The sequence below is a fragment of the Streptomyces hilarionis genome (assembly GCF_024539675.1).
Classification (GTDB): domain Bacteria; phylum Actinomycetota; class Actinomycetes; order Streptomycetales; family Streptomycetaceae; genus Streptomyces; species Streptomyces hilarionis.
This window is the reverse complement of the sequence record NZ_JAHHIT010000060.1, coordinates 1-13,697: the sequence shown is the minus strand read 5'-3', so window position 1 is coordinate 13,697 and position 13,697 is coordinate 1. Positions and strand designations below refer to the sequence as shown.

7 protein-coding genes and 1 pseudogene are annotated in these 13,697 nt (G+C 67.0%); 4 read left to right on the top strand and 4 right to left on the bottom strand.

The window, feature by feature from the left end; all coding sequences use genetic code 11:
• Positions 1-285 precede the first annotated feature (285 nt).
• The gene (locus KMS84_RS15725; RefSeq protein ID WP_256916831.1) at positions 286-4,083 is read left to right on the top strand and encodes a sacsin N-terminal ATP-binding-like domain-containing protein; all 3,798 of its coding nucleotides are present in this window, start codon (positions 286-288) and stop codon (positions 4,081-4,083) included.
• A 434-nt stretch (positions 4,084-4,517) separates the two neighbouring features.
• Positions 4,518-4,883, top strand: a complete 366-nt coding sequence (locus tag KMS84_RS15720) for a hypothetical protein (RefSeq protein ID WP_256916830.1) — start codon at positions 4,518-4,520, stop codon at positions 4,881-4,883.
• A 293-nt stretch (positions 4,884-5,176) separates the two neighbouring features.
• On the opposite strand, the gene KMS84_RS15715 is transcribed toward KMS84_RS15720, so the two are convergent.
• Positions 5,177-8,083: an N-6 DNA methylase gene (locus tag KMS84_RS15715; RefSeq protein WP_256916829.1), complete on the bottom strand. Its 2,907-nt coding sequence runs from the start codon at positions 8,081-8,083 to the stop codon at positions 5,177-5,179.
• Between the two features lie 160 nt (positions 8,084-8,243).
• Here KMS84_RS15715 and KMS84_RS15710 point away from each other — a divergent pair, with 160 nt between their 5' ends.
• Both KMS84_RS15710 and KMS84_RS15705 read left to right on the top strand, forming a co-directional pair.
• Entirely contained in the window at positions 8,244-8,366 is a 123-nt protein-coding gene (locus KMS84_RS15710; RefSeq protein WP_256916828.1) for a hypothetical protein, read from the top strand.
• A complete protein-coding gene (locus KMS84_RS15705) occupies positions 8,363-9,649 on the top strand; it encodes a hypothetical protein (protein WP_256916827.1) in 1,287 nt (428 codons plus the stop codon). The genes KMS84_RS15710 and KMS84_RS15705 overlap by 4 nt, the downstream gene beginning before the upstream one ends.
• A 194-nt stretch (positions 9,650-9,843) precedes the next feature.
• Here the strand turns inward: KMS84_RS15705 and KMS84_RS15700 are convergent.
• The 3 genes and pseudogenes from KMS84_RS15700 to KMS84_RS15690 all read right to left on the bottom strand — a co-directional run.
• Positions 9,844-10,879, bottom strand: a pseudogene (locus KMS84_RS15700) (PP2C family protein-serine/threonine phosphatase); the annotation flags it as partial.
• A gap of 861 nt (positions 10,880-11,740) precedes the next feature.
• On the bottom strand, positions 11,741-13,270 hold the full coding sequence (locus KMS84_RS15695) for a helix-turn-helix domain-containing protein (RefSeq protein ID WP_256916826.1): 1,530 nt from the start codon (positions 13,268-13,270) through the stop codon (positions 11,741-11,743).
• A 64-nt stretch (positions 13,271-13,334) separates the two neighbouring features.
• Positions 13,335-13,535 carry a DUF4236 domain-containing protein gene (locus KMS84_RS15690; protein ID WP_256916825.1) on the bottom strand — a complete coding sequence of 67 codons (201 nt, stop codon included), beginning with the start codon at positions 13,533-13,535 and terminating at the stop codon, positions 13,335-13,337.
• Positions 13,536-13,697 lie beyond the last annotated feature (162 nt).

Genomic DNA, 13,697 nt, shown 5'->3' with positions numbered 1-13,697 from the left:
CCTGCGGTTTCGCCCTGGGAGCGTGAGTCCAGAACGCTCCGCTCAACTTCGTCAGAGACGGGTTCGGGAAATGTCTTGACGCTCGTTCGACGCTGTTTCTGACGGAGTGTGAGGTGGTCGTCCTGGGACCAGACGGCGCGGGGTAATCGACTTTTCGGGCTCAACCCGTCGAGTAGAGCGGTAGGTCTGTTCTTTGGACTTGGGCTATGAGGCGACAGGTCTCGGATAGACGTGTGCTGATTGCGCTGGCCTGGTTACCCTGTGTCGCAGGGAGTGCCGAGGTGCGTGGGGGCGGAGATGAGCACGGGGGATGCGGTGCGTCGAACGGCTGCGGTGGAGCGGGGAATTGCGTCTGCCGATGCGCTCTTCTCCCTGGAGGGCATCCCAGAAGGAGCCGTCGTACCGGAGCCGGAGGGTGAGGCGGCGACTGAGGCGGCGGTCGAGCGACTCGGCAGCCGGTTCGCGCGACTGGACGGTCAAGTACGGCACGCGCTGAGACGTACCCGAGATCACGCGGGGAATCTGTCGAGCGACCGTCTCCAGGGACTCTCGGAGATCGTGCAGAACGCGGAGGACCTCGGCGCCACGGACGTACGCATTCTGATGTGGGGATGGGAACTCCTCGTCGCCCACAACGGCAGTCCCGTACGGTTGCCGGACGTTCTGGCCCTGGCGATGCCCTGGCTGACGAGCAAGGCAGAGCAGGCGGAATCCACCGGTAGGTTCGGGATCGGCCTGATGACCCTCCAGTCCCTCTCCCCGCATCTGGAGGTTCACTGCGGGCATTACCGGTTCCGGGTCGGCGATCCTGACATCGCCGTGGCCAGGCCGTTCCCGTTGCCTGACTGGTTCGCGGGCGACACCTGGACGGTTCTACGGGTTCCTCTGGAGCCGGGCGTGCTCGGCGCGGACGAGGTGGACGCGTGGCTTGCCGATTGGGGGGACAGCGCGCTGCTCTTCCTCGGCAGTGTCGGCAGCGTCACGCACCTGGACGAGCAAGGTCGTGTCCGGCACCGGCTGGCGCTCGACCGTGAGACCGGCGAGCCGTTCGAGGCCGTGGTGGGCGGGCAGAGCGCCGACGTGGAGACCGGCGAGGCACGCGCCGGCGACGGGTCCCGGTGGCTGATCTGCCGTACGACCGTCCCCAGCCCTTCCGGGATCACCCGGTCTCACAAGGCGGTGGGGTCCACCACCGCAATCGCTGTGGCTCTTCTCGGACCCGATGACGCCGGGCGGATCTACGCCGGTCTTCCGGTCGCGGACACCGCTCTGTCCCTCTGTATCAACGCCCAGTTCGATCCGATCGCCAGCCGTCAGGCGCTCGACGACACCCCGTGGAACCGCGCACTGAATGAACTGGTGGGCGACCTGTGGACGGCCGCCGCCCTGTGGCAGTTCCGGCGGGATCCGGCACGGGCCTGGCGCGCCGTGCCGCTCCCCGACGACATGCGCGACTCCCGCGACCCGGTCGCCGCGCTGGAGCGACTACTCCTCGACCGTGCCAGGGCGGGCGTGTCCCACGGTCTCGTCCTGGACGTTCCGGGCTTCGGGCCGCTCGGCCTGGATGATCTCGCGGTGGAGGACGAGGCGCTGGTGGGCGTGGTCACCGAAGAAGAGATCTCCCGCGTCGCCGAGCGGACCGCCGTGCTGCCCAAGGTGGCGCGGGACGAGGACGGTCGATGGCGCGAGGTGCTGGTGGACTGGGAGAACCACGACAGTGCGGTTCCCGTGACGGTGGACCTATACGACGCACTACGCCTCCTCGACGACGAAACCCGGTCGCCGCAGGCGAATATCCGCCTCGCCGCGGTGGGACTTGCCTCGAATATCTACTCCTCCTTGCTGTCGAGCCGCTGGCTCGTGGACAGGTCAGGGGGCCGCCACCGTGTGCCCCGGCCCGCGGAACCAGCGGTGTTCACCGACGCCCCGCGGGGCCTCGGCGCCAGTCTCGGATTCTCCCGGGAAATCCATCCCGCATTCCTCGCCGACACCGACGAGGCGCGGTCGGTGAGGACATGGCTCCGTAAGCGGGAGGCGCTGCTGACCGACGCGGACGCGGTGGCCGTGATCCGGCGCCTCGCGGCTATCGGCGCGGCGGGGAGCAGCGGCCCGAACGTACTGCGGCTGACAGATGACCAGCTCATCGAACTGCGCGACGGGTTCGCACGCGTGCCGGACCACGAGCGTGAGACCTTGGGGCGCGACGTGGGCCACGCAATCCGGCTGCAGGGGCATCGCTACGACCGGGCCGGAAGGCGTGAAGACATCGACGTCGCTCCCGCCCGAGCATACCTACCCGCCCGACTGGACAGTTCGGAACGCGAAGAGAGCTTCGCCTTCGCCGCCGGTCGCACGGCCGGGCTGGTGTGGCTGCGGCCCCGGTACGCCGAAGTCCTGCAGCGCGGCGGCGCGGGGATGGGCGCCCGTAAGTTCCTGAGGCTCCTGGGCGCGGAGACCGCGCCCAGGTTGCGCAGGCACCCGGGGGCGCGGGAACGCTTCACGCAGAGCCCGAAGGGGCTGCCGGCGGAAGTCATTTCGGGACGTCGAGCACGCACTGATGCCCTGCGCGTTCTGGAAGCGACCTTCACGCTCGACGACTACGAAAGCCCCGACCTACGTGCCGTCGCCTCTGGCATAGCGGCGGAGCAGGACCCGCAGCTCCGCAGGCGCAGGGCGGCAGCGCTGTTTCACGTCCTCGGGCGGGCATGGAGCCGCTTCTCCGACCACGACGAGGTGGATGCCGTCTACGACTACTACGCATGGCAGAACCGGGGCAGGACTGCAGCTTTCTGGCTCTGGCAGTTGCGCGACCTACCATGGCTGGACGCTGGTACCGGCGCACTATCTGCCCCGGCTCGACTCCGCATGCGGACCACCGGCACGGTCGCGGTGTACGGGGCGGACGACGAGCGATTCCTCCATCCCGAGATCCAGCAACTGGTGGGCAGACGCAGTGATGTGCTGCGCGCCCTGGGCATTTCTGCAGAGGCCCGCACGGAGGACCTCGTGGAGTGTCTGCAGCGCCTGCGCCGACGGGAGGAAGAGGGCGGCGACAGGGATGTGCCCGCAGCGCTGATTCTCTACCAAGCCTTGGCAGAGCGCGCCTGCGGCCGTGGCGAGAGAGCCTCGGGGGAGATGTCCCTGGGCTCGGTCCTTCGGGCATTCGGCGAGGGGAACGGCCTCGTCCTCACAGACTCCGGCTGGCGCCGGCCGAGCCAGTGCCTGCGCAGAGCGCCGCTCTTCGGTCCGCTCCGTGCGTTCGCTCCCACGTTTCCAGGCAGCGAGGAGTTCTGGCAGCGGCTCGCAGTGCGCCTGCCGACTGTGGACGACGCCACGGCCGTGATCAAGGAGCTGGCACAGCAGGACCGGAAGCAGGGGCGGGGCGAGCCGGACGGGACGACCCAGTCCATCATCCTGGAGACCCTGAAGATGCTCGCCGCTCTGGGCCGTACCCATCCCGGCGCGTTGACGGCCAAGCGCCTGGGACGCCTCCCTCTTTGGACGAGCCAGGGCTGGCGAAGCAAGCGGCCCGTGTACGCCGTCGAAGACCCGGTGGTAGCCGAGGCGCTGGGCCGGGAACGTGCGGTGTGGTGCCCGGGAGCCGAATTGGAGCAGTTCCGACCGCTGATCGGAGCCCTGCGCGTGAGCGAGCTCGCCGCAGAGCATGTCACCGTGTACAGCCCTGGCCCGGCCCCGGCGGACCCGGACGCCACAGCGCTGGTCCGGTCAGCCGTCACCCACCTCCGCGAGGACCTGCAGCGCAACGCCGCGAGCGTTGCGCAGTCCCTGAACTGCTCGTGGGACCAACTGGTTGACCTGACTGTATGCATCGCTCCTCACCTGGCCTGCTGCCTCGATCTTCCGGACACCGGCGAGACGGTGCACGTGCCTGTGGACGCCGGGATCGATTGGCCCTCGGGCACGTTGTACGTACGAGACACTGTCGCTCTGACACGCACATCCGGGGTGGGCCGGTTAATCGCCGCCCGGTTTCCGGGCAGCCGCCGCGAGGTGGCCCTCGCCTGGGGAGCAGCGTGTGACCAGGCCGAGAAGGGCCGTACGGCCGTACGGCCGTACGGCTGAGCCTTGCCGACGACCAGGTGCGGCGCGACCGGGAAGCGGCGGAGGCCGAGCGTGAACGACGGCTCAGAGAACTCGGTAGCGAGGTGGACCAACGCCGCACCGCGACCGAAGCGCAGGCCAGCACAGCGGCTGGTATCCCACGGACGGCAGTGATCCGCCCGCCTGTCCCCAACGCACCACCGCCCGTAACTGGGCCTTCAGTCCCGCCTGCGCCCCCCGCTCCACCGCGGAGGCTCGTGGACCCTGGCAGACTCCGGCTCGTCGACCCAAGCGGCATCATCACGCCATTGAAGCCCTCGGCCTCGGGCGCGCCCACCGCACGGTCAAGCGGGTATAGCCCGGGTACGTCTGGCCTGCCGCAGCCCCGCGCCGGATCGGCGATCCCCCAACAGCACACGCCAGCGCGCCCCTACACGGGCACGGAGCAGGAAAAGGTGGCGCTGGACGTCGTGCGCAAGGCACTCGCCACCGACGACGACTGGCTGCGCGACCTACGGGCCCAACGCGGCCTCGGCGCCGACGCGGTGGACGCACTATCGCGATTCTACGAACTCAAGGCATATAAAGACGCCGAGCCGGACACGGTGCTGTTGACGCCCGCGGAGTTCCAGCGAGCAGCGGAGAATGACGATTTCTTCCTCGTCATCGTCTCGGGGCTGGAGGCCGGAACCGGTCCCGTCTCCGTACGCATCATCCCGCAGCCGCTCCAGCAACTGACTTGCCGTCCGAGCAGTAGCGTGACGGTCACGGGAATCAGAGGGGCGCACAGCCGGGTGTACCAACTTGAGGAGGATAGATAGGCCATCCAGCCGTGGAGTTCCGAGACGTGGCGCCCGAGGCGATCACATCCGCCATGAGCCGTGTGTGTAGTCCGGCGACGGCTCGCGGTCTGGCATATCGGCGCCGTGTTGTGGCTATGGTCGAACGGGCGTTGATCTGGCCGAGGACGCGCAGCGTTCCCAAATGCTAGGCATCGCCGGTCTGGTAGTTGCCGTTCGGGAACACATCGGGGAGTGGTCGGGCCGAGCAGCCAACTGAGGCGGACGTCTCGGAATCGAGCTGGCTGAGCTGTGGACAGTCGATTTCACCTTGTTCATGCTTGTGTCCATGGCTGCAGCGATGCGTATACTGTGTCGCTTTCCAGCTCGTGTCCCCGGTCAAGGCTTTTCAGCAGTGCCGTGGAGGCGGTGAGCCGGTCCGGGTAATAGAGTTCAGGGGCCAAGCAGGTGGGACAGTCCTCGAGCAGGCAGAAGGGCGAGAGCTGTATCGGCTCGTTCTGCGGCGTCAGCATGTAGAGGCTGCCATCGACCAAGGGGACGTCGGTCTGGAAAGTGATGGGCTCGAAATCAGGGTGATCGCCCATGAGTGCGAGGCCCGAAACTTCGAACTTTCCCACTTCGGGAAGCCAACGAAGCCTGTCCATGTGCACCCACCGGGATCGCGCCAAGAATGTACACCAGGACAAACTGCTGAACATCAGTCGCTCCAGTTTTTCCAGGCTCCTGTCGAATTCCGCCCGCGTCCGCGGCCCCGCACCGTGCCTGATTTTATTTCTCAGGGTCACAAGAGCGGAGAGATCCGCCATTAGTCCCTTTTTCCCTTTCTTCTGGGTTGCAGCCTCAGCCAGCCCGGACGCGGGATCGCCGATTTCCTTGGCGTCTGCTCCTACGGCTCGAATGACCGCTACCCAGTGCCCCAGTGCCACACCGCCGCCTCCTACGGCCTGCTTCCACTGAACGATCTCGGGCAGGTTCTGTCGCCCGCGGTTCGCGGCAATGGCATGGGCGACGATGCCGAGGGAAAGGATGAGCGACTCCACACACTGTAGGGCAGCCTCATGCTTCTCCGTGTGTGACGTGCTGTGCCGGAACTTCCGCACCGCCCGAGCAATTCCATAAGGATACGTCTCCTGGAAGATCCTGTATGGCTCACTCTGCTTTCGGAGATTCTGGGCGATCAGCGAACTCAGTTCCGCCGCTTCGTCGAGTCTTGCGCGACGCTCGTTGCTCGACCCCTTCTCGAAGATGCGCAGCCGTGCGGCGCGAAGCTGGTCCCAGATTTTTTCCGACTCGATCTGCCCCTCTGCGAGTCGGGCGATGGATGTACGAACTTCCTCGAAGTCTCCTTCGCATATCGGGATACGGATATCGGCTAGGGCGGCGCGCCTGATGCGAGGAATGACATCGTAAAGCTGAATCTGCTGCTCTGCTTGAGGGCTCGAAAGATAGGTGACGAGATATTCGGAAGGGACTGGATTCTCCAGGGGCCTGATGACGATCAGGCCCTGGCCGGGCTGCACGCCCTCATATTCCGCGGGGAGAATCGTCCAGTGCCGTACGCTCGCCAGATCGCGACCGACTATGTCGCCTTCTCGTAGCCTCCACCGGGGCTCGCGCCGGTTCTTGCGCACCGGAAGGGTCTCGACGGGGCAGAGATCGGAGGCCAGCAGAGAAGGTTGCAACACTCTTCTCCGTACGTCCGGGTCGCCGGAGGGTGCTGCTGGACCCGTCTCCCTTGCTGCGACCGAACCGCCGTAGATTTCGGCGAAGTCCCCCAGCCGCACACTGTCTCGAGCCAGCTCCTTAGTCTCGTGTGCCTGCCTGTAGTAATTCAGGGAAAGGTTGTAGCCACTCTTGGCGATCTCCTTCTTCGAAACCAGAAAGCTCTGTTCGCTCGGCCTGCGGCCGCGTTCGCTCGTGTGGCGCAGCAGCCAGCGGCTCACTACGTCAGGAAGGTTGTTCTTGGCGTGCTCGGACCGATCAAGCCTTTCGCTCGGGGTCGGGCCGAGCTTTTCCGGGGAGAGGAGCGGTGTGCGCCGGTCATCGAGACTCCACCCGTCCGCCGTGACGTCGTAGAACCAGACGCTGTCCGTGCCCCTGCCGCTGGTCTTCGTCAGGAAGAGGATCGACGTGGACACACCTGTGTAGGGCTTGAACACACCGCTGGGAAGTTTCACCAAGGCATCGATTCGGTGATCCTCGACAAGGATTCTTCGTAGTTCTTTGTGGGCCTTGGTTGAGCCGAAGAGAACACCGTCCGGGACGATGACCGCCGCCCGCCCGCCGGGTTTGAGCAGTTGCAGCACCAGGGCCACGAAGAGCAACTCGGTCTTCTTCGTCTGGATGACTCGCTGGAGATCGTCAGCAGCGGCGTCGTAGTCGAGGCTGCCCGCGAAGGGTGGGTTGGTGAGGACCAGCGAGTACCGCCCGCTGTCCTCGACCGTGTTCTGCGCGAGCGAATCGCGATAGCGGATGTCTGGGCTCTGTACCCCGTGGAGCCACATGTTCATCGAGCCGATTCGCAGCATCGTGGTGTCGAAGTCGAAGCCCTGGAACGTGGCCTCGCCGGCTTGCTCGTGCCGGGCTGGCCCCTCCGACGTCTCGGGCCGGTTCCGGTTGACGTACTCCGCTGCCGCGACGAGGAGTCCGGCACCCCCGCATGCGGGGTCGCAGATGATCTCTCCGGGCTGGGGAGCCGTCAGTTCCACCATGAGCTGGGTGATGTGCCGCGGCGTCCAGAACTGCCCGTTGTGCCCCGCATTCGCGACTTTGCCCAGCATGTACTCGTACACGTCGCCGCCGATGCCCACAGCGTCGAGGGGTACGCCCTCAAGCGTGTCGACAACCTTAGCGAGCAATCCAGGCGTGGGGATGCTGAAGCGCGCGTCAGCGAAGTGCCCGAGGAACTCCGGGTTGTCGTTGCCGTAGGTGCGGAGCAAGGGGAAAATTTCGTCGCGGACCGTGGCGAACATGTGTTGCGGCGCCTCGTCCAACAGGCGTGACCAGCGCAGCCGTTCATTCAGCAGCGGGGTACTCACGGAGTCGACCGGTGCGCCGGCGGAAGCGGCGTCCCGATCCTGAGAAGTGCGCCGGACGTCGAGCATCCGTATGAACAGCAGGTACGTGATCTGTTCCAGGATCTCCAGCGGATTCGACAAACCGCCCGACCAGAAAGTGTCCCACAACCGGTCGATCTTGCTCTGGAGTTCACGTGAAAGCACGGTGCAGAGGCTATCTGAGTATGGCGTCCGACGGCGGCGGGACGCCGTTCGCCGCCGCTTCGCAAGGGTCCGCGATAACCTGCGTTCCGGCTGTTGCGCCGTAGCTGTGCGGCGGGACCGGCGTCAGCTGGGGACGACCGAGAGACATACGAGGAGAATCATGGAGCACGGCGATGCGCGAGCGCGCTGCGAGGAGCCGACGGCCCAGTGCGACGAGGGCGGGATGATGACCCGTCCTGTCTTCATCGTCCAGGACGCCGGCGCCGCCGAGCACCGCCGATGACCGCCGGCGTTCCGCCGCTCGACGACGTCACAGGAGCGCGCCAGGAGCTGACCGTCGTGCTGCCCGTACGGCTGCTGCGCGTCCCCGAGTGGTCCGAAGGGCCCTTCCCCTTCGACATGGGCAACCGCAGCACCGACGCCCGGATCCGGTCGACGTACTTCACTCCCGCTTCCGCCCGTGCGCTGTACGGGGCGCCGGGAAAACCCTGCCGCTGGCACCTGCCGCTCGACGTCAAGCACGACGGCATGCGTCTGCTCGGCATGGAACTGCTCCGCGCGGCCACGACCCGCAAGCCCCAACACGCGCTCGCCGTTTTGCACTTCACGGTGGAAAGGCCCCTGCTGCCCGTGGTGCGGGCCCTGGCCGGGCGGCTACCGCGTGAAGCCGACGCACCGCTCTCCGGACCGTTCGACCCGGCCCGGCTGCTCGACGGGGTCGCCGACCTTCGCGCGGCCGACGCGTCGTCCTTCGACGCCCGGCCCTACACCATCGCCTTCCTGAGCCCTGCGGCGCAGCACACCCCGGCCCTTCGCACCGGTCTCGAAGGTGAACTGCCTGCCACCGCGGACCGTTGGCTGTGGCAGTTGGCGTCACGCTCCACTCCGGAGGACTTCCCCCTGCCGCCGGAGACCGCTGGTGAGCAGCTCAAGGACACGGTCAGGATCTCGGCGGACTGGAGCGCCCTGGTACTGCGTCAGGGGACCGCTTTCCTCGGCCACCGGACAGACACAGGGGAGGGTGACTTCTTCACCTACGGTGCGCTGCACTCCCGTACCGTCTATCTCGACGCTCTGCTCCTAGGGGCTTTGCAACGCGATCACATCGACGAGCTCACCGACGAGCTCTCCGAGGTATTCGTCTCACCCCGGCCGGCACGTCGCCTCTCGGCATTGGAGAGGAACATCGCGGTCTTCCGCAGCACCTACTGGCGGCAGCACCTCACCGCCCACGGCACGGCGAACGATCTGCTGCTCGCCTTCCAGAACCAGCACCGGCTGCCGGTGAGATTCAACGAGATCCTCGCCGAAGCAGCCGACTACAGCAGGCTCGTGCAGACGCAGGAGAGCCAGCAGATCAGCGGAGCGTTGGGCGTCCTGACCATTCTCGGTATGCCTCTCGGTACGGCGCTCGGCATCCTGCAGGTCCTCGACGACCATTCCGTGGCACACCTGTACACCGCGCTCGCCCTCTCGATCGCCGTCACAGCGGCAGTACTCACCACCCGGTACGGGCGCCTGGTCCTGTCGTCACTACGTGGCGGGGAAGGCAAACCAAGGCCGTAAGGGGTCCCGTTGCATACGGTCGCCGGGCCTTCCGTGCGGGAGAGAAGTCGACGTGCGGGCGGGGCCTCGGAGGCGGGGCCAGGGGCCGTGGATCACGGCTGGATCATGGACGCCAAGGTGGGGCGGCTGTCGTCAGAGCAGTGGCTGTTCGGTCCAGATGATCTTGCAGTCGGAGGTGTAGCGGATCCCCAGCGTGCGGTGAGCTGGGCGACGAGGAGAACTACGTCGTCGCTCGGGTGGGTGGGCAGCAGGGCGTCGAGGACCGCCTCGCAGGTGTCCTCCACGGCCCGGCCAGCGCAGGCCAGGACGGTACGGAGCTGGTCCGGGCCGGTGTCGATGTCCCGGTGCCGGTCCTCGACGAGGCCGTCGGTGTAGAGGACCAGCTGGCTGCCCTCAGCCAGTTCCAGCTCAACCGTCTCGAAGGGCATGCCGCCGAGGCCAGGCGGCGATCTCGAGGGCAGGTCGACGAAGTCCACGTCACCGTCGGGGCCGACGATCGCGGGCATGTGGTGCCCGGCGAGGGTGAGGGTGCAGTGCTGGGACGCCGGGTCGTGGACGGCGTACAGGCAGGTCGCGCCGATGACGCTGGAGTCCTAGTGGGTGTTTTCCACCGCCCAGCCCTCGCCCCGGTCGAGACGTGCGACCAGGTTGTCGAGGTGGGTGAGGAGGCCGTCTGGGAGCAGGTCCAGGGAGCAGAAGTTGTCGACGGCGGTGCACAGCCGGCCCATGGTCGCGGCGGCGTGCAGACCGTGGCCGACGACGTCCCCGACGACCAGTGCGACGCGGGCGCCGGAGAGCGGGATCACGTCGAACCAGTCACCGCCTACCCCCGCCTGCGCGGACAGGTAGCGGTACGCGACCTCGACCGCGCTCTGGTCGGGGCGGCCTCGGGGCAGCAGGCTGCGCTGCAGGGCGAGGGCGGTGTTGTGTTCGCGGGTGTAGCGGCGGGCGTTGTTGATGCAGATCGTTGCGCGGACGACCAGTTCCTGGGCCAGGGACAGGTCGTCGTCCTCGAACGGGGCGGGCTGCTCGGAGCGGTAGAAGCTGACGCCCCCGAGGGTCACGCCGCGTGCTCGCAGGGGGCACCGTGATCAGGGAGTGGATGCCGGCCACCAATGCCCGTTCGAGCCGTGCGAAGTCCTGGGCGAGCCAGCCGCCTGCCTCTGCGAGGACGGGTTCGAGCACCGACCGCCCGGTCTCCTAGCTGCGCGCCTGGGGTGCGGAGGCGACCTACTGGACCGGGCCGCTGCACTTCGGGGTGGTCGATCGGCACCTTTAACGACAGTTCCACGTTGGCGTTCGGTACGCGTCCAGTGGCTTTGCCGGTCAGGTTGGCGGAGCTGACCAGGAGCCGGCCGTCGGCACGGTAGAGCTTGGCGTGGAGAGACGGACACAAGGCAATGGAAATGCGTTCGTCACTCTTGGCAGCTTCGATGATCTCCGGGTCGGAGACCCCGGCGGCTAGCTCCACCGGGGCCCAGCGCGTGGCACACGTGATCTTCGGGGGCGTGAAGTTCCTCCTCCAGCTCGACGCACACCAAGCAGCGTTTCAACCTGCAGACACTGCGGTGTTGCGGCGTGCGGACTGCACCAACTCGTAAGTACACCCGGCAACTTCGTTTGCCGACCGATCCAGGTCGGCGCAGGTCAGCGGGACTCCAGTGACTAGACCGAGGCCCTAGCGTTGTCGATGGATTGCAGAGGGCCCGGCTTCATCGGGTGCGCCAGCCGGTCAGCCCGAAAGCCCACAAGCGCGCCTGCCGAGCCAATGGGCCCTGCTGGGCCACTTGGCCGTGGCAGCCTGTTCCGTTCCGGAGAGGAGGGATGTGCTGTGCGTTATGACGCTCGTTTGACGCTCTGGGCTCCTGCCGACTGGATAACGAGCCGAGAAACGGCCTCTGACCTGCGACTTTCCGAGACTTGCTCAATCCGATAGCTTTTCGATGACGCATCATGTCGAGTGCGCAGCGGCCGGAAGCTTTCGGTCCCGGCCAAAAGTCCCAGAAATGTCCCAGAGGTGCCGCCACCTCCCCTCCCGCCTCGCGTTTATGCAGGTCAGGAGGGGTGTGGTGGCGCTATTTCTGAAGGCTTTCAGATGTCCCGGAAGATCTCGATCTGCGCCCCGATCGAGTTGAGCCGCTCGGCCAGGTCCTCGTAGCCGCGGTTGATCACGTACACGTTGCGCAGCACCGAGGTGCCCTCCGCCGCCATCATCGCCAGCAGCACGACCACGGCCGGACGCAGGGCCGGCGGGCACATCATCTCGGCGGCCCGCCAGCGGGTCGGGCCCTCGACCAGCACCCGGTGCGGGTCCAGGAGCTGGAGCCGGCCGCCGAGCCTGTTCAGGTCCGTCAGGTAGATCGCGCGGTTGTCGTAGACCCAGTCGTGGATGAGGGTCTTGCCCTGGGCGACGGCCGCGATGGCGGCGAAGAAGGGGACGTTGTCGATGTTCAGGCCGGGGAACGGCATCGGGTGGATCTTGTCGATCGGCGCCTCCAGCTTGGAGGGCCGGACCGTGAGGTCCACCAGCCGGGTGCGGCCGTTGTCGGCCGGGTACTCCGGGGTCCTGTCGTGGTCCAGGCCCATCTCCTCCAGGACCGCGAGCTCGATCTCCAGGAACTCGATCGGCACCCGGCGCACCGTCAGCTCCGACTCCGTGACGACGGCGGCGGCCAGCAGGCTCATCGCCTCGACCGGGTCCTCGGAGGGGGAGTAGTCCACGTCGATGTCGATGTTCGCCACACCGTGCACGGTGAGGGTCGTGGAGCCGATGCCCTCCACCCGGACGCCGAGCGCCTCCAGGAAGAAGCACAGATCCTGGACCATGTAGTTCGAGGAGGCGTTGCGGATGACGGTCACGCCGTCGTGCCGGGCGGCCGCCAGCAGCGCGTTCTCGGTGACCGTGTCCCCGCGCTCGGTCAGCACGATCGGCCGGTCCGGACGCACGGAGCGGTCGACGACGGCGTGGTACTGCCCCTCCGTCGCCGCGACCTCCAGTCCGAACCGGCGCAGCGCGATCATGTGCGGTTCGATGGTCCGCGTGCCGAGGTCGCAGCCGCCCGCGTACGGGAGCTTGAACTGGTCCACCCGGTGCAGCAGCGGGCCGAGGAACATGATGATGGAACGGGTGCGCACGGCGGCCTCGGCGTCGATCGCCGCCATGTCCAGCTCGGCCGGCGGCACGATCTCCAGGTCGACGCCGTCGTTCACCCACCGGGTCCGCACGCCGATGGAGTTGAGGACCTCGAGCAGACGGTAGACCTCCTCGATGCGGGCGACCCGGCGCAGCACTGTGCGCCCCCGGTTCAGCAGGGAGGCGCACAGCAGGGCCACACACGCGTTCTTGCTGGTCTTCACGTCGATCGCGCCCGACAGCCGGCGGCCGCCCACCACCCGCAGGTGCATGGGGCCGGCGTAGCCCAGCGAGACGATCTCGCTGTCCAGCGCTTCACCGATTCGAGCGATCATCTCAAGGCTGATGTTTTGGTTGCCCCGCTCGATGCGGTTGACGGCGCTCTGGCTGGTTCCGAGCGCTTCGGCCAGCTGTGCCTGTGTCCAGCCCCGGTGCTGACGGGCGTCACGGATGAGCTTGCCGATGCGTACGAGGTAGTCGTCTGCCATGAGGCTGAGGTTATCTCAGATATGAGATGGCGCCTCTCGGGGGGTCCGTTCGGGTGACAGCTCGTCAACGCCGCTTGGCGTTACGGGTGTGACGCCACCCGAAAGGCCCCGGCAAATCCATCGATGTCGTACGACGTCCGGTGCTGCTGTGCGTGTGGCGGGGGCCGTGCTTTCCGCCGCCGGTCGTGATCGACCACGAGTGACGGTTGATGTTCAGTCGCACGCCGGGGAGGATGCGGAAACTCTTGCGGAAGGTGAGGGGCATCGGAGCCTCCTTGGTCGGGATGGCCTGTCCGCTCTCGTTTACCCCGGCGTGACGGGCTCATGACGCCCCTTCAGCAAGCCGGTCCCGGGGTCCGTCCGGATCACCCTCCCCGCCCGTCGTGGCTGTCCGCCCCCCGGGCGCCGCGGCCGCCTGGATCGAGGG

What these genes read in the sequence shown, in the direction of transcription:
- KMS84_RS15710 (WP_256916828.1), top strand. Translation starts at nt 8,244, where the DNA reads ATGGAGCACGGCGATGCGCGAGCGCGCTGCGAGGAGCCGACGGCCCAG.
- KMS84_RS15705 (WP_256916827.1), top strand. Translation starts at nt 8,363, where the DNA reads ATGACCGCCGGCGTTCCGCCGCTCGACGACGTCACAGGAGCGCGCCAG.
- KMS84_RS15695 (WP_256916826.1), bottom strand. Translation starts at nt 13,270, where the DNA reads ATGGCAGACGACTACCTCGTACGCATCGGCAAGCTCATCCGTGACGCC.
- KMS84_RS15690 (WP_256916825.1), bottom strand. Translation starts at nt 13,535, where the DNA reads ATGCCCCTCACCTTCCGCAAGAGTTTCCGCATCCTCCCCGGCGTGCGA.